At 69.2% G+C, this 16,400-nt stretch carries 14 protein-coding genes and 1 pseudogene; 12 read left to right on the forward strand and 3 right to left on the reverse strand.

From position 1 onward, the window contains the following. Positions 1 to 13 precede the first annotated feature (13 nt). Positions 14 to 919, reverse strand: a pseudogene (locus GA0070604_RS34260) (cupin domain-containing protein); the annotation flags it as partial. Positions 920 to 1,081: 162 nt separating this feature from the next. Here GA0070604_RS34260 and GA0070604_RS10725 point away from each other — a divergent pair. Beyond that, positions 1,082 to 1,879 (forward strand): IclR family transcriptional regulator, encoded by a 798-nt coding sequence (locus GA0070604_RS10725; RefSeq protein ID WP_091117815.1) that lies wholly within the window; start codon positions 1,082 to 1,084, stop codon positions 1,877 to 1,879. Here GA0070604_RS10725 and GA0070604_RS10730 read toward each other — a convergent pair. Beyond that, on the reverse strand, positions 1,860 to 2,750 hold the full coding sequence (locus tag GA0070604_RS10730; protein ID WP_167363425.1) for a LysR family transcriptional regulator: 891 nt from the start codon (positions 2,748 to 2,750) through the stop codon (positions 1,860 to 1,862). The two genes, GA0070604_RS10725 and GA0070604_RS10730, sit on opposite strands and share 20 nt — an antisense overlap. A gap of 114 nt (positions 2,751 to 2,864) precedes the next feature. Here GA0070604_RS10730 and mdlC point away from each other — a divergent pair, with 114 nt between their 5' ends. The 7 genes from mdlC to GA0070604_RS10765 all read left to right on the forward strand — a co-directional run bounded on the left by mdlC (position 2,865) and on the right by GA0070604_RS10765 (position 10,501). Beyond that, on the forward strand, positions 2,865 to 4,442 hold the full coding sequence (mdlC, locus tag GA0070604_RS10735) for a benzoylformate decarboxylase (protein ID WP_091117817.1): 1,578 nt from the start codon (positions 2,865 to 2,867) through the stop codon (positions 4,440 to 4,442). Positions 4,443 to 4,459: 17 nt separating this feature from the next. Further along, positions 4,460 to 5,602 (forward strand): ABC transporter ATP-binding protein, encoded by a 1,143-nt coding sequence (locus tag GA0070604_RS10740; RefSeq protein ID WP_091117818.1) that lies wholly within the window; start codon positions 4,460 to 4,462, stop codon positions 5,600 to 5,602. Next, a complete protein-coding gene (locus tag GA0070604_RS10745) occupies positions 5,599 to 7,323 on the forward strand; it encodes an ABC transporter permease (protein ID WP_091117819.1) in 1,725 nt (574 codons plus the stop codon). Before GA0070604_RS10740 ends, GA0070604_RS10745 begins: the two co-directional genes overlap by 4 nt. Positions 7,324 to 7,404: 81 nt before the next feature. Continuing rightward, the gene (locus GA0070604_RS10750) at positions 7,405 to 8,484 is read left to right on the forward strand and encodes an ABC transporter substrate-binding protein (RefSeq protein ID WP_208602011.1); all 1,080 of its coding nucleotides are present in this window, start codon (positions 7,405 to 7,407) and stop codon (positions 8,482 to 8,484) included. A 73-nt stretch (positions 8,485 to 8,557) separates the two neighbouring features. Continuing rightward, positions 8,558 to 9,124: an MFS transporter gene (locus tag GA0070604_RS10755; RefSeq protein ID WP_091117821.1), complete on the forward strand. Its 567-nt coding sequence runs from the start codon at positions 8,558 to 8,560 to the stop codon at positions 9,122 to 9,124. Positions 9,125 to 9,161: 37 nt separating this feature from the next. After that, positions 9,162 to 9,713 (forward strand): MFS transporter, encoded by a 552-nt coding sequence (locus tag GA0070604_RS10760; protein ID WP_091117822.1) that lies wholly within the window; start codon positions 9,162 to 9,164, stop codon positions 9,711 to 9,713. Between the two features lie 35 nt (positions 9,714 to 9,748). Further along, positions 9,749 to 10,501 (forward strand): IclR family transcriptional regulator, encoded by a 753-nt coding sequence (locus GA0070604_RS10765; protein WP_091117823.1) that lies wholly within the window; start codon positions 9,749 to 9,751, stop codon positions 10,499 to 10,501. Between the two features lie 26 nt (positions 10,502 to 10,527). Here GA0070604_RS10765 and GA0070604_RS10770 read toward each other — a convergent pair whose 3' ends face one another. Beyond that, positions 10,528 to 11,718 (reverse strand): FAD-dependent monooxygenase, encoded by a 1,191-nt coding sequence (locus GA0070604_RS10770; protein ID WP_208602012.1) that lies wholly within the window; start codon positions 11,716 to 11,718, stop codon positions 10,528 to 10,530. Between the two features lie 238 nt (positions 11,719 to 11,956). Between GA0070604_RS10770 and GA0070604_RS10775 the strand changes: the two genes are divergently transcribed. From GA0070604_RS10775 to GA0070604_RS10790, 4 genes are read left to right on the forward strand one after another with little or no spacing between them, the layout of a single operon-like run. Then, positions 11,957 to 13,198 (forward strand): CaiB/BaiF CoA transferase family protein, encoded by a 1,242-nt coding sequence (locus GA0070604_RS10775; RefSeq protein ID WP_091117825.1) that lies wholly within the window; start codon positions 11,957 to 11,959, stop codon positions 13,196 to 13,198. Then, positions 13,198 to 14,070: an HpcH/HpaI aldolase/citrate lyase family protein gene (locus GA0070604_RS10780; RefSeq protein ID WP_091117826.1), complete on the forward strand. Its 873-nt coding sequence runs from the start codon at positions 13,198 to 13,200 to the stop codon at positions 14,068 to 14,070. The genes GA0070604_RS10775 and GA0070604_RS10780 overlap by 1 nt, the downstream gene beginning before the upstream one ends. Continuing rightward, the gene (locus GA0070604_RS10785) at positions 14,063 to 14,908 is read left to right on the forward strand and encodes a cyclase family protein (protein ID WP_091117827.1); all 846 of its coding nucleotides are present in this window, start codon (positions 14,063 to 14,065) and stop codon (positions 14,906 to 14,908) included. The genes GA0070604_RS10780 and GA0070604_RS10785 overlap by 8 nt, the downstream gene beginning before the upstream one ends. Beyond that, complete coding sequence (locus GA0070604_RS10790) at positions 14,905 to 16,338, forward strand: MmgE/PrpD family protein (protein WP_091117828.1); 1,434 nt, start codon at positions 14,905 to 14,907, stop codon at positions 16,336 to 16,338. The genes GA0070604_RS10785 and GA0070604_RS10790 overlap by 4 nt, the downstream gene beginning before the upstream one ends. Positions 16,339 to 16,400: the final 62 nt, after the last annotated feature.

Below are 16,400 nucleotides of genomic sequence, written 5' to 3' on the forward strand. Positions count from 1 at the left end.
ACCAGAGCGGAATTGCGATCGTGTCACCCGTCGCCCAGTCGATCCGCTTGCCATCGATGATCGAATACCCGCTGCCGCGCACGACGTGGTAGACGGCGCTGTGCGTGTGGCGGTGCGCCTTTGTGTCCACGCCTGGGCGGACGAGCTGGAGGTACGCCGATATCGTGGTCATGACCGGCCCACCGGTGGTCGGGTTCTTGTACTCGATGATGATGTCGTCGTACGGGTCGCCCTCGCCGTCACGGAGGTGATCGAGGGCCGCGAGCGCGTCGCTGAGCTTGTAGACCAGGGGTTGCGTCAGCGCGTGCGGTTGCCCCCAGGTTTTGCCCAGCAGGCCGTGGGCGTACGCGGCGGGGAACGGCTTCTCCACGCCCTGGACGTCGTCGGTCTCTTCGATGATGTACTGGTTCATCCGGCTGATCAGGGGAGAGTCCAGGCCGTCGAGCCAGATCATCGGGCCGTCGCCTTCGTGGCCGTGTTCGTGCCAGTGCATCGCGGGGGTGAGCAGGAAGTCGCCGACCTCCATCGGGACGCGTTGGCCGTTGACGACCGTGTACGCGCCCTCGCCCTCAATGATGAACCTGAGGGCGCTCGGCGTGTGCCGGTGCGGCGGGGCGACCTCGCCGGGGAGCACCAGCTGCACGGCCGCCCACAGTGAGTCGGTCGCACCGGTGCGCTGGTCGGGGCGCGAGCCGGGGTTGCGGAACCCGAGCACACGGCGCAGCGCGTCCTCCAGCGGCACGACCTCGCCGGCCCACATCAGGAGCTTCCTGGTCTGCTCCCACCGCCAGATGTGCGGCACCAGGTTCGTCCTGGGCTCCGGGCCGATGCCGCCCATGAGCTGCCACAGCGGCGAGTAGTGGTCCTCCCGTAACTGTGAGTAGAACGGCTCGGTGTCAACGGCAGTGTCGGCAGTCATGGTGTTCTCAGTTCCGTCCTGGTCGATTCTGTATTGCAGACTACGCTTCTGGTAGATGGAATAATGGACTGTGTGGCGCTGCGAGGCAAGCCCCGGCGTACGGTGGCCATCCAGCGGGGCGTTCCGCCCGTACGCAGGTCGAACACGACGAGGAGCGACGCGATGCCCGACGCAGTGGACCGCGACGACACCAGGCGCAGCGTCCTGGGTCGCGCGTTCGAGATCCTGGACTGCCTGGCCGGTGGTCACGAGATGACGGTGACCGGGATCTGCGCGGACACCGGCCTCCCGCCGGCGACCGTGCATCGGATGCTCGCGGCCCTTGTGGAGTGGGAAGGCGTCGAGCGGGTGGCTCGAGGCCGCTACCGTCTTGGGCCCCGCATCTGGCGGCTGGGCATCGGAGCCCCGCAACTGCGCCGGTTGCGGGAACTCGCCCAGCCTTACCTCGTGGATCTGCACGTCATGACTCGCGGCACGGTGTACCTCGGCATGCGTGACGGGGCCAATGCCGTGTTCGCCGATCGAATCACCCGGGTGAAGCCCACCCCCGGCTCGTCCCGAGCGACCCGGCGGATGCCGCTGCAGGGCACCGGATGCGGGCGGGTGCTGCTCGCCTACAGCGAAGACGCCTGGGATCAGTTGTGCGAGGAGGCGGCGCAGTCCGAAACCCTCGCGGCCGCCCTTCCCGGCCTGCGGGACCATCTCGCCCAGATTCGGCGCCAGGGCATCGGCATTTTTCGCAACGACGGCCTGCCCGGGCGCACATCGGTGGCTGCTCCCGTCTTCGGAGAGGACGGCGGCATCGTGGCAAGCGTGGCGGTCTCGTTCCCCGACACCCGCATCCCGGAGCCCCGGACGATCGCACCGCGGGTGCTCGACACCGCGCGATTCATCAGCGCGGACCTGGCGCGCCAGTCCGGCTCCGCCGTCTTTCCGAGCGTCACCGCAACGCTTCGATGAGCGATCTGCGGAACCAGTCGAACTCCGTGGATGGCAGCTCGCGGCGGACGGTGTAGAGCGCCGACTCGCTGATCGGCACGTCGAACGGGAGAGCGAACACCCGCAGGAGCCCGTTCGACTCGAAGCGTTGCGCCGCGCTCGAGGGCGCGAACGAAAGCAGTTCGGTTCCGGCCAGAACGGCGGGTAACCCGGAGAACGACGGGATGACGAGCGCGACCTTGCGGTCGATGCCGAGCTCGCCGATCCGCAGGTCGTAGGACCGGTGTCCGCTCTCGCCGGCCACCCCGACGTGCTGCTCGAACTCGAATTCGGCGAGCGTGGGGGTGGCGCCGATGCGGGGGTGGTCGGGCGCGCAGACGCCGACGTAGGCCTGGGTGAACAGCGGTTCACGCAGCAGATCGGGGGCGTCGAGCCGGGTGGCGCAGATTACCGCGTCGGCCTGGCCGGACCGCAGCTCCCGCACCACAGTGGAGAACGTGAGCGCGCCGACGTCGAGCACGACGTGCGGCGCCTCGGTACGGATGCGGTGCAGGATCCGTGGCAGGAGCCCGGTCACCCCGACGTCGGTCAGGCGAAGCCGGAACGTCCGGGTGGACTCCTCGGGCCGGAACCTGGACGCGTGGGACATCACCTCGTCCATGGACTCGATGAGCTGCCGCAGCCGGGGGTAGAGGTCCTCGGCGATGGGGGTCGGCTCGAGCCGGTTCCCGCGCCGCAGGAAGAGCGGATCGTTGAACAGGTTCCGGAGCCGTCGAAGGGTGTAGCTCACCGAGGGCTGACTGATGAACAGGCGCTCGGCCGTGGCGGTCGCGCTGGCCGTCTCGTAGACCAGGACGAAAACGCGGATCATCCCGATGTCGTAGTCGACCACGGAGCGAACTATAGATGGCATCTATGTGCCGATCCAGTTTTCGTTGTTTGGGCTGAAGTGGGTCGCTCCTTAACCTTGCCGAAACACGTTGCGGCCTGCGTACGAGGGAGATCGATGACGACCATCCGGGAAGCGGTCTTCGGGCTGCTCCGCCGTCATGGCATGACCACGGTGTTCGGCAACCCGGGGTCGAACGAGCTGCTCTTCCTCAAGGACTTCCCCAGCGAGTTCCGCTACATCCTCGGCCTCCACGAGGGCGCCGTGATGGCGATGGCCGACGGCTATGCCCAGGCCAGTGGCCAGTCGCCGCTGGTGAGCCTGCACTCGGCTGCCGGCACGGGCAGCTCGATGGGCGTTTTGCCGAACACGGTCTATGCGAAATCGCCCGTCGTGGTGCTCTCCGGGCAGCAGGTGCGGGACACGGTCGGGCAGGACGTCATGGTCTCGAGCCAGGAGGCGGCGCTGCTGCCGAGGCCGCTGTCGAAGTGGAGCACGGAGCCGCTCGGCGCCGGAGATGTCCTTCGTTCCCTTGCCCAGGCCATCCACATCGCTAACCTCGCACCCAAGGGCCCGACACACGTCTCCGTCCCCTACGACGACTGGGAGCGCGAAGCGGGGGAGAACGCCGATTTCACCGTCGGGCGTGCCGTGGCTGACGCGACCGCCCTCGCGGACCGGCACCTCGACGAGATCACGGCGAGTCTCGACGCCGCGAGCCACCCGGTGCTCGTCCTCGGCCCGGAGGTCGACGCGACCCACGCCAACGACGACGCCGTGCGGCTCGCCGAGCGTCTCGCCGCTCCGGTCTGGGTTGCGCCGTCGCCGGCCCGCTGCCCGTTCCCCACGACCCACCCCCTGTTCCAGGGCGTCCTGCCGGCGAACGTCGTCGGCATCGCCCAACTGCTGTCCCGCCACGATGCCGTGCTCGTCGTCGGTGCGCCGGTGTTCCGGTACCACCATCAGCACCCGGGACGCTATCTGGCCGATGGGTCGCGGCTCATCCACATCTCCAATGACCCGTCGGAGGTGGCCCGGGCGCCGTTCGGGGACGCCTACCTGGCACCGATCGACGATGCACTGGCCCGTCTCGCCGGGAATGTGCAGGCGCGCGACGCCTCGCCGCCGCCACGATCCGAGCGCGCCGCCGGCATCGACCGTGCGAACCGCATGCACCCCGACACGGTGTTCCGGGCGATCTCCGACCTGGCACCCGAGGACGCGATCCACGTGGTCGAGTCCACGTCGACGGCCGAGTCGTTCTGGTCGAACGTCGCGATGCGCCACCAGGGCTCGTTCTACTCGGCGGCCGCCGGCGGCCTCGGGTTCGGGTTGCCAGCCGCAGTGGGCGTGCAGCTCGCTCAGCCCGAGCGGCGTGTGGTCGCCGAGATCGGTGACGGATCGGCGAACTTCGGCCTGGTCGGTCTCTGGACGGCGGCGCGCTACCGGATCCCGGTCACCTTCGTCGTCCTCCGCAACGACACCTACGGTGCGTTGGTCAGCTTCGGTCGGCGACTTTCGGCCACCGGTCTCCCCGGCTTCGAACTGCCTGACATCGACTTCGTGCAGCTCGCCAACGGCTACGGCGTCGCGGCCGAGTCCGTGTGCACAGAAGCGAGATTGCGTGAGTCGCTCACGAAGGCGTTCGCCGGGGACGAGCCGGTGCTCATCGAGGCCCACACCTACTACGAGTAGAGAGACGCGCGACCAGCATGAGGATCAAGATAGAGAATCTCCAGCTGCGCTACGGCCCGTTCACCGCGATCCAGGACATGGATCTGGAGATCGGTGACCGCGAGTCGGTCGTGCTGCTCGGCAAGTCCGGCTGCGGCAAGACGAGCACGATGCGGTGCATCGCGGGCCTGGAGGAACCGACAGCGGGACGCATCACCATCGGTGAGACCGTGGTGTTCGATGCCGAGGCCGGCATCAACCTCCCGCCGAACAAGCGCAATGTCGGCATGGTGTTCCAGTCCTATGCGGTTTGGCCGCATATGACCGTGTTCGAGAACGTCGCCTACTCTCTCAAACTGCAGAAGCTCGCCAAGGCCGAGATCAGGCAGCGGGTGGCAGAGGCGCTCGCGCTCGTCGGCCTGGAGCGCTTCGCCGATCGTGGGGCGAGCCTGCTGTCCGGAGGTCAGATGCAGCGCGTCGCGCTCGCCCGCAGCCTGGTCATGCGGCCGGCGGTGCTCCTGCTCGACGAGCCGTTGTCAAATCTGGATGCGCGCCTGCGCGACCGACTTCGAGTGGAGCTGCGGGAGATCCAGCTGCGCCTCGGCTTGACCACCGTTTACGTGACCCATGACCAACTCGAGGCGTTCGCGCTCGCCGATCGCATCGCACTCATGCAGGACGGCGTGATCGTGCAGGTGGACGAGCCGGACGCGATGTACAACACGCCGGCGAGCGCCTCCGTCGCGCATTTTCTCGGGGTCGCGAACGTGCTCGACGTGACCCACTCCGGCGGGGACGCGTGGTCCCTGACCGGCACCGGGCTGTCGATCACGTCCACCGCGCCGGTGACCGGCGCCGACCTGGGCGGGCTGAAGGCTTGCGTGCGCAGTGAGGACATCCATCTGGCCGCGGAGAAGCCCGTCGGCTTGAACGTGTACCCGGCGACGGTCCTCGTCTCCAGCTTCCAGGGAGCCAGCACTCGCTACGCGGTGAGCGTCGGCGGGAAGCTCGAACTGGACGTGCTCTCGTCGGCGCGCGGTGGCAGGCGGTTCGAGGCGGGCGCGCAGGTGTGGTTGTCCATCGACCCGGCCGCCGTGCAGGTCCTGCCGGAGACGGCCACCGCCCAGGCGAGCCCGGGTACCGCCGACATCGTCGCGCCTCGGGAACGGGTGCGCTCATGAGTACCGCACGATCAACGCTGAAACGGGCGCGTCGTGAGCTTCCCGGCGGCGTCCTCGCCGTGGTGCTGGCATTCCTCATCGTGTTGCCGGTGGCGTACATCGTCATCGCCGCGCTGGCCACCCAGGTGCCCCGGCCGGGCAGTGCGGGCATCGGCTCGTTCACGTTCGACAACTTCACGGTCCTGGCCACGTCGAACGGTGTGCGGAGCCTGCTGAACTCGGTGGTGATCGGGGCAGGGGCGGCGGTCGTGTCGCTTGTCGTGGGCGCCAGTCTCGCGTTCATCGCGGCCCGCACGGACGCCCCCTGGCGGCGCTTCATCTACCTGGCAGGGATGGCGCCGATGTTCCTGCCGTCGATCGTCGGGTCGCTTGCCTGGTCACTCCTGGCCAGCCCGAGCGCGGGCTACATCAACATCGCGTTGCGTGACCTCGGCCTGCCGGTCACGTTCGACGTCTACTCGCACGGCGGGCTCGTCTTCGTGCTCGGCATCTACTACGCGCCGTACACGTTCATGCTCACCTACAGCTCGTTCTCGATGATGAACGCCGACCTGGAAGAAGCCGCCGCGGTGCACGGCGCGAGCCTGCGGCGCATGCTGCGGACGGTGACGTTCCCGTTGGCGGTGCCGGCCCTCGTGGGCGCCGCGATCCTCTCCTTCGCCCTGGCCATGGAGAACTTCCCGGTCAATGCCATCCTCGGCAACCCCGGTGGCATCGAAACCCTCCCGACGTACATCTACCGCCTGATGGCCTCCTCGCCGGTGCAGGCCAACGCCGCCGCGGGCATTGCGATCGCCCTGACGGCCGCCCTGCTCGTCGCGACCTACCTGCAGCAGCGGGTGGTGAACCGAAAGCGGTTCACCACCCTCACGGGCAAGGGGAACCGGCCGCGCCGGGTGCCGCTGCGGTGGGGACGGTGGGTGGCGACGGCGTTCGCGGTGCTGTACTTCGCGATCTCGGTGATGCTGCCGATCCTCGCGCTGGTCGCGACGTCGATGTCGGGGTCGATGTACGTCACCCACATCGCTGATCTTTTCAGTCGCGGCTTCACCCTGGAACGGCTCGCGGAGGCCGTCAGCCAGGCCGACTTCCGGACCTCGACGGTCAACTCGATCGTGGTCGCGGTGGTCGCGGCGGTCATCGGCACGACGATCGCGTTCTCCACGTCGTACGTGCGTTACCGGACCACGTCGCGGCTCGGCCAGTTCCTCGAGCAGGTGAGCATGTCGCCGCTGGCCATTCCGCAGGTGGTGCTCGGCATGGGCATCCTGTGGGCCTGGCTGAGCCTTCCGTTCCCGGTGTACGGGACGATCGCGATCCTCGCCATCGCCACGATCGCGGTGACGATGCCGCAGGCGTACCGGAGTGTGTCCTCGTCGATGTTGCAGCTCGATCCGGACCTGGAGAACAGCGCTGTCATTCTGGGTGCCGGCCGATTCCGGGCGATCCGGAATGTGACCGTGCCGCTGATGCGTACCGGCATCGTGTCCACCGTGCTGCTCCTGCTGATGCTCGGCATGCGGGAGATGAGTGCGGTGATCTTTCTCTACACCTCGGACACCCGCGTGTTGTCGATCCTCGTCTTCCACAGTTTCGAGAACGGCAGCATCAGCTTCTCGGCGGCGATCAGTCTCGTCTTCGTCGTGGTCATCGCCCTGATCGCCGTCACGACCCAGCTCGTAGGAATCAGGGAGCGGCGTTTCAAGGAAACGCGCGTCTGAGCCGACGAGGTCAACATCCCCCTCACCCCCAACCCCAAGGAAGGCATAGCCATGCGAATCCGTAAAGGTGCGCTCGCCTGTGTGGCGGCGCTCGCCCTGGTGACAAGCCTCGCGGCATGCGGTGGCGGCGGCAGCGGTAGCGCTGTCATCAGCGACGACGCCAAGGTCGACACCACCAATGGCCTCGTTGTCGACGGCGAGGTCATCGCCGACCAGACGACCTACGACGCGGCGAAGAAGCAGACGCTGACGCTGTACACCTCCTACCAGGAGGCGAACCAGAAGGCGTTCAACGCGGCCTTCACCGCCGACACCGGTATCAAGGTCGAGTTCGTCCGCGACGTCACGAACAAGCTGTCCGAACGCGTCCGCTCAGAGGCCGGCGCCGGCAAGCTTGCCGCCGATGTCATCATCACCTCGGACTTCGCCGTCGCCGACGACTTCAACAAGGAAGGCATCTGGGAGCCGTACACGGCGGCGCCCGTCAAGGGCCAGGATGACCTGCTGCTGGACGGTGGCGCCTTCACCAAGTTCGCGAACGTCGCGGTCACCTTCGCGTTCAACACCCAGCAGGTGCCGAAGGAGAGCGCCCCGACGTCGTGGAAGGACCTGCTGAAGCCGGAGTACGCCGGGAAGATCGGCATCACCACCGGCACAGCCGGCGGGTCGTCGATCGCGCTGAACCGCTTCATCCAGGAGAAGGTGGACCCTGACTACTGGACGAAGATGGCCGCCCTTCGGCCGAAGATCTTCGACAGCGGTGGTGAGCGCCAGCAGGCGCTGGCCCGGGGCGAGCTCGCGGTGGCCACGGCCGGGACCGCAGCCGTCAACGTGGCGGTCGTCAAGGACCAGGCGCCCATCGATTACGTCGTGCCGAAGGAGGGGCTGGTGCTCTTCAGCTTCTTCATCGGCAAGTCGGCGACGGCGAAGAACACGGAGGCCGCGAAGGTGTTCCTCAACTACGCGCTGTCGAAGCGTGGCCAGAAGGTGATCACACAGGTCGGCGACTACTCCGTTCGTGCGGACGTCGACCCGCCGGTGGCTGTGGGGCGCAAGCTGCCGGCGCTGGGCTCTGATCAGGTGTGGGTCATGCCCGCTGAGGGCGAGGTCGAGCACGGCAAGGCCGACGCCGCGATCTGGAAGGCGGCGTTTGGACGCTAGTCCACCACGCCCATGGCCTCGCCGGGTCCGGCGATGATCGGGCCGGCGAGGCCATGCCCACGACGAGAAGTGAGTGGCCTGTGACGACGGGAGCCAACGCACCGCGGCGAGGCGGCCTGCTCCGGGCGTTGCGACACCCGGGATACCGGATGTTCTGGGTGCCCTTCGGTCGAACACCGGCACCTGGCTCTGCAGCCTGACAGCGCCGTACGTGCTCTACCAGACGACAGGCAGCGCCGTGTGGGTCGGCTGGGCCGCGGTCGCGCAGTTCGCCCCCGAACTGATCTTCGCGCCCCTCGGCGGGACGCTCGCCGACACCCACCCTGCTGCTGTTGTGGGCACAGGCCGGACTCGCCGTGACCGGCCTTTTCATGCGGCTGCCCGGGCCTTCGGCCCGCAGGAACCGCTGGTCCTCGTCGGGCTGCTCACGCTGTTCGGCATCCTCAACGGGATCAACAATCCGGCGTGGCAGTCGCTCGTCAACGATTTCGTGCCGCCTGCGGAGATCTTCTCGGCGGTGACCCTCAACTCCCTGCAGTTCAACCTGGCCCGGGCCTTCCAATGTCCGCCGGCGCACTGCTGGCCACCCTGGATGCCACGCGGGCCTTCTTTCTCAACGCGGTCTCGTTCGTGTTCGTGATCGCCGCGTTGCTCGTCGTCCGTGCGCATCCGGCGCGGTGCGGCCCCCCGAACCGCCGCCGGCTTCGGCCCGGGTTGGCGAGGCGGTCGGCTTCATCCGTGGCAACCCCGGGAGCCGGATCACGATCCTGCTGTCGGTCATGCTCGGCCTGTTCGGCAATCCGGTCTTCCAGCTCACCGTGGTGTTCGCCGAGGACGTCTACGAGGTCGGTCCGGCCGGTCTCGGCCTGCGCACCTCGGCCCTGGGCGTGGGATCCGTGCTGTTCGCGGTCGCCGGTGCGCTTCGGCGGGTGCCGTCGGTGCCGGATTTTTCGCAGCGATCAGCGGCGTCAACAGCGCACTTCCAGCTTCTTGCCGGCGACCTCATACGCGGGCGGGTGCTCGCGGTGCGCCACATGTTCTACTCGGCGGCGATTTCGCGCGGACCGTTGGCCAGGGCATCGCCACCGACACGTGGGGGTGCGGTGGGCGACGATCGGCGCCGGTGTCGTCCTGGCGGTCGGGGCGCTGATGATCGGCGTCTGGCCGCGTCATCCCGGCCGCGCGGCACTCGACGCCGTCCCTCCCTGATGCTCGAGTGCCAACAGTGAAAATGGAAGAAAGTTCTGCAGCATAGAATGCTGCCATGACGGCATCAGCGAAGCCCGAACAGCCCACGTACCCGATCGGCTCGGTGGACAAGGCGCTGAGGCTGCTCACAATCGTCGCGGCCAACCCGGCGGGCATTCGCATCGGCGACGCGAGCCGGATGCTGGGTGTGGCGCCGTCGACGGCGCACCGACTCCTGCAGATGCTCGCGTTGCACGGCTTCGCGAGCCAGGACCCGGCGACGAAGACGTACCGGCCCGGCGAGGCGATCCGCCGCCTGGTCAACCCGCGTGAGCGGGCGCGGCAGCTCGCCCGTCCCGTGCTAGGCGAACTGGTCGACGAGTTCAAGGAGACGGTGCATCTCGGGGCGCTGGAGGGGAGCCTGGCGCTGACGCTGCTTTCCGTGGAGAGCCCACACATGCTCCGTGTCGGGAATCGCCAAGGCCACGCCCAGCCGGCACACCTGAGCGCGATGGGCCGGGTGCTGCTCTCCGGGCTCGACGCGGATGAACTCGGCGAACTGATCACGGCAAGCGGTGCGGCTGTCGATGCCGGAAGGCTGGCCACCCACATCGAGTCGATCCGGACGTTCGGATTCATCGTCCAGCACGGCGAGGTGGAGCCGGGGGTGAGCGCCCTGGCCGTGCCAGTGCGGGGGCCCGGCGACACGGTCGACTACGCGGTCGGCGTGACCTTCCCGACCAGTCGGGTGGCCAGCGCGGACCTCCCGCACCTCGCAGAGGCGACGCAGCGTGCGGCGGCCGCACTCGAGGCCGAGTTACGCCGCTGAGCTGCGTCGCCTGAGCCACGCCGTCGTCAGACCGGATACCTGCGCTGCGTCGGCGCCTTCGCCAGCGGCATGAACATCCAGTCGAGGTTCGCGTAAGCCGTGGGATCGTGGTCCTTGAACGCGTGGTTGCGCAGGTGGCGCCCGATGCCCTCGATGTGGAACAGCTCGCCGGCCACCCGCGCCAGGCGCTGGATGTTCCCGACGTGGGCAAGGCGCCGGTCCTGGTAGGCGGCCAGCGCCGACGCGACGTTCTCGGCGCCAACCAGTGCCTCGACGATCGCCACCGAGTCGTCAAGCGACTGCGCACCGCCCTGGGCGAGGTACTGCAGCATGGCGTGCGCCGCATCGCCGATGAGCGCCACCCGGCGATCGACCCAGGTGTCTGCCGCTTCCCGGTCGTACATGGGCCAGCGGATGTCGCGGCTGAGGTACGTGCCCGCGTTCTGGACTGCGTCGCAGCAGCCCGCGAAGCGCGCATCGAGCTCCTCCGGGGTGCCCCAGTCGTCGTGGTCCGGGGAGTATCTGTCGGACTTGAATACCGCCACGTTGTTGTAGACGCGGCCCCCGCGCAACGGGTACTGGATGAGGTGCATGTTCGGGCCGAGCCAGCACAGCACCGCCGGCGACGACGTGACGTCCGCGCCGACGACGCCGGTCGGTACAGTGCCGCGGTAGGCGACATAGCGCGAGGGTACGAGCGCGTCGCCGATGATCCCGTCGCGCAACTTCGAGCGCACTCCGTCGGCCCCGATCACGGCGTCGGCGATGTACTGCGTGCCGTCGGCACACGTGACGAGCACCGTATCGTCCGGTCGGTTCTCGGCGGTGAGCACCTCGCGGCTGTTCTCCAGCGTCACGAGCCCGCTCTCGCGGCATCCTTCGAGCAGCGCGGCGTGCAGATCCACACGGTGCGCGACGACATACGGATACCCGTAATGCGCGACGAACTCTTCGCCGAGGTCGATCGTGGCGATCGTCGCGCCGGTCACCGCATCGATGTAGACCTTGCGCTCCGGGAATACTGCGTCCTTGGTGACCTTGTCAAGAACGCCCAGCTGGTCCAACGCGCTCAGGGCGTTCGGCGCGAGCTGGATGCCGGCGCCGACCTCACCGAACTCCGGTGCGCGTTCGAGGACGTGCGCGCGCGTGCCGGCGCGCGCAAGTCCGAGCGCGGTGGCGAGGCCGGCGATCCCCCCGCCGGCGATGAGGATGCCCACTCTGACGGCCTGACCCGACATGGTTCCCCTCTCCGCACCGACGCTTCTGGTCGAGGACCACCGAAGCGCGGAGCGCGTTCCATAATGAGGAATACGATTCTGGCGCGCAGAATATGAAGAAGCCGGGCGGATCGTCAACGGAGCGACCGGCAGGTTCCGCCCAGTGAGAGAAGGCGTACACCTCTGCGGCGGCCCGTACCTACAGTGACCGGCGAATCCGCCAAAGCCGGGAGCCCACGTGACCACCACCCGAGACGCCCGCGGTTGGCCCTCCGCCACCGACGACGACAATCGCGTCGGCCCGCTCGCCGACCTCCGCGTCGTCGACATCGCGACCCTGTTCGCCGGACCGAGCGCCGCGACGATCCTCGCCGACTTCGGCGCCGACGTCCTCAAGATTGAGCACCCGCGTCAACCCGATGGCGCACGGACCCATGGCAAGAGCAAAGCCGGCAAGGGCCTGTGGTGGCTCATGCTCGGACGCAACAAGCGGACCGCCACCCTCGACCTGTCCACCCCGGAAGGTCGCGAGATCATGCTCGCACTGGCCCGCGAGGCCGACGTCGTCATCGAGAACTTCCGGCCCGGCACCCTCGAGCGGTGGGGCCTGGACTACGAGACCTTGGCTGCGGACAACCCCGGGCTCGTCCTGGCGCGGGTGACCGGGTTCGGGCAAGCGGGCCCGATGGCGCGACGTCCAGCCTTCGGCACCCTCGCTGAGGCGATGAGCGGCTTCGCGCACTCGACGGGGCAGCCCGACGGGCCGCCGACCCTCCCGCCGCTCGCCCTTGCCGACAACATTGCCGGCCTGGCCGCGGCGATCGCAATCCTCACGGCATTGCACGCGCGCGCCGGTACCGGACAGGGCCAGGCGATCGACCTCGCGATCATCGAACCGATCCTGGCGATGCTCGGCCCGCAACTGCTCGCATTCGACCAGCTCGGCCACGTCACACAGCGGGCGGGCAACCGTTCGGAGAACAACGCGCCGCGCAACACCTACCTCACCAAGGACGGCCACTGGGTGGCGATCTCCTCGAGCTCCACCTCCGTCGCGCAGCGGGTCATGCGCCTCGTCGGACGGCCCGACCTCGTCGAACAGCCGTGGTTCGTCTCCGGCGTAGAGCGCGCCAAGCACGCCGACGAGATCGACGACGCGGTCGCGAGATGGATCGCGGACCGCCCCATGAGCGACGTCATCGCGGCGTTCGAGGCGGCCCATGCGGCCATCGCGCCGGTGTACGACATGTCCCAGGTCGTCGCCGACGAGCAGCTCGGGGCGATCGGCGCCATTGCGACGGTGGACGATCCGGACCTCGGCCCGGTGCGCATGCAGAACGTGCTGTTCCGGATGTCGAAGACGCCCGGCGCGATCCGGCACACCGGTCGGGCCCACGGCGCCGACACCAACGCGGTGCTCGCCGGGCTCGGCTACGACCCGGACACGATCGCCCGGCTGCACGCGGACGGGATCGTCTGATGGCCCCCGGCTGGGAGCTCGCGCTCGCCTGGCTCTACGTGCCGGCGACCCGCCCGGACCGCTTCATGAAGGCGGCCGCCGCGGCCGACGGCGTGGTCGTCGACCTGGAGGATGCGGTCCACCCGACGCAGCGGTCCGCGGCCCGCGCGGGTCTCGCTGACGCCATCGGAGCCGGGCTCGGTGTGCCCACCGTGGTTCGCATCAACTCGCCGTCGAGCCCCGACTTCGCCGCCGACGTCGCCGCAGTCGGCCCGCTCGTACGCGCGGGCGCGATCGTGGCGGTGCGCGTGGCCAAGGTGGACAGCGCGAACGACGCGTACCGAGCCGCCGAGGCTACGGCCGACTGGGGGCTCGAGCGCCGCCTGATCTGTCAGCTCGAGTCGGCCCGCGCGATAGCGGCCGCCCACGAGATCGCCGCCGTGCCCGGTGTGCACTCGCTGATGCTCGGCGAGGCCGACCTCCGCGCCGACCTGGGCCTCGCCCGCGGCACGACCGACGACGAGGGGCTTACGCTCGCGCGACAGACCGCGGTGCTCGCCGCGCGGGCGGCAGGCCTGCCCGCGCCGGTCGCGAGCGCCTACGTCAACGTGACCGACATCGACGGCCTCGCAGCCTCGTCTCGTCGCCTCCGAGCACTGGGCTTCCTCGGCCGCAGCTGCATCCATCCGACCCAGGTCGCCATGGTCCGCGACGCGTTCCGGCCGACCACGGCGGACGTGGCCTGGGCCCGATCAGTGCTCGACGGCGCCCGCGCTGCCGGCGACGGGCAACGGGCCGTGTCGGTCCTGGCCGACGGGTCCTTCGTCGACGCGCCGGTCGTCCGGCAGGCCGAGATGATCGTCGCACTGGCCGAGAGGAAAATTGATGGCTGACCGGGCACGCATCGTCGGTGGCACCCGGAGCAACGGCGCTCGGGTCGAGATCGTCGACCTCGGCCACGCCCTCCATCCGGCGATCCCCGTGTCGCCGAGCCATCCAGGGTACCGGCACGCGCTCATGCGCCGGCACGGCGACGCGGTGCGTGCCGACGGCACGTCCGGCGCGAATGACCTGCTCGTGCTCGGCACCCACACCGGCACGCACATCGACGCGCTGGCGCACATCAGCCATGACGGACTCCTGCACGGCGGCGTGGAGGCGGCGGAGGCGCAACGCAGCGGGCGGTTCACCACCCACGGCGTCGACCAGATCCCACCGGCGATCGTGCCCGGGATCCTGCTGGACGTGCCCCGCGCCCTCGGCGTCGACCGACTGGCGCCGGCCCAGCCGGTCACGCCGGCCGAACTGGCGGCCGCCGCGGCGCTACTCCCCGGTGGCGAGGCAGCCATCCCGAACGGAGCGGCACTGTTGGTGCGTACCGGGTGGGCCCAGCTCTGGAACCGGGGGCCGGAGTTCGTGGGGCATGACTCCGGCGTACCTGGCCCGGACGCGGCCGGGGGCGAGTGGCTCGCGGCCCACCAGCCGTGCTTCGTCGGCAGTGACACAACCGCGTTCGAGCACATCCCCGCAGGGGAGGGCCACGCCCGTCTCCCAGTCCACCGGCTCCTGCTGGTCGAGCGGGGCACACCCATCATCGAGATGCTCGACCTCGAGACGCTCGCCGCCCGAGGTGGCCCGGTATTCGACTTCGTCCTGGCGCCCCTGCCGCTCGTCGGCGCGACCGGGTCACCCGTGCGGCCCCTAGCCGTGTTCGAGACGGAGACAGCATGACCAACCCGACCCTGAGCACCCGGCTTGCCGCCTTCGCCGTGGAGACGGCCGCGCAGCTTCCGGAGCGCATTGCCGCCGACGCGCAGGCGCGGATCGTCGACACCGTCGGCATCGCGATCGCCGCGATGGACACCGAGCCGGTCCGGGCGGCCCTGGCGCTCGCCCGCGAGTGGGGCGGCAGCCGACAGGCCACGGTCCTCGGCTTCCCGGACCGCGTGCCGGCACCCGTCGCTGCGCTGGTCAACGGGACGGCGGCGCACGCGTTGGATTTCGACGACACACACCTGCCGTCGATCCTGCACCCGAGCGCGTCGGTCGTGCCCGCGGCCCTGGCCGCCGCCGAGATGGCGGGCGCCAGCGGACGCACCGTCCTGGCCGCGGTCGCCGCCGGCGCCGAGATCACGATCCGGCTCGGCAACGGCGCCGACGATCCCGACCTCGGCAACAACATCTTCTTCGAGCGGGGCCTGCACGCCACGTCGATCTGTGGGGCGATGGGCGCGGCCGTGGCGGCGGCAGTCGTCCTCGGGCTGGACGTCGAGACCACCCGCCACGCCCTCGGCATCGCCGGGAGCATGGGCGGCGGGCTCATCGAGGCCAACCGCAAGGGCGGCAGTGTCAAACGGATCCACTGCGGGTGGGCGGCCCACGCCGGCGTGACGGCAGCACAATTCGCCCGGCAGGGCCTGACGGCGCCCGACACCGTGTTGGAGGGCCGGTTCGGCTTCTTCAACGCCTATACAGGCCTGCATCCGGTTTCCGAGACCTTCCTCGACGGCCTCGGCGAGGACTGGGAGCTTGACCGCTGCTTCGTGAAGCCGTACCCGACCAACGTCTTCACGCACACCGGCATCGACGCCGCGCGGCGGCTCGCGGAACGAGGCATCCCGATCGAGTCGATCGAGCGGGTCGACCTGTCCGTACCAATGGCCGTGACCCGTACGATCGCCGAGCCGCGGGAGGCGAAAATTCGGCCGGAGAGTCCCTATCACGCGCAGTTCAGCGGGCCCTTCACATTCGCGATCGCGTACCGCGGCGGCAGCGGCCTCGGCGTCTACCTCGACGACTTCACCCAGGCGATGCTCGACGACCCGGTCGTGCGCCGGCTCGCCGAACGGGTGCACTACGTGCCGGACCCCGAGTGCGAGGCCCTCTACCCGGAGCGGCTGCCGACCATCGCCCGGGTACACCTCACCGACGGCACGACCGTCGAGGAGCGCGTCCTGGCCAACCTGGGCATGGCCGAGCGCCCGATCCGGCCCGAGCAGCTGCGGCACAAGTTCGATCTCAACGTGCGCCGGCTGGGCGGCCAGCGTGCGGCCGCCCTGAGCGCGGCACTGCGTGCCCTGCCCGTGGCACCGTCCGTGTCCGACCTGCTGCGGACCCTCGAATGGGCCCCTCACGATTCGGGTCGGTATTCCGCTGCGTGACAGCTCAGCTTTCCCGACAAGCCCCTTTCGGCTTCGCTGACCGGCGGAGCAGACGAGAAGGA

Source organism: Micromonospora eburnea, assembly GCF_900090225.1.
Lineage (GTDB): Bacteria > Actinomycetota > Actinomycetes > Mycobacteriales > Micromonosporaceae > Micromonospora > Micromonospora eburnea.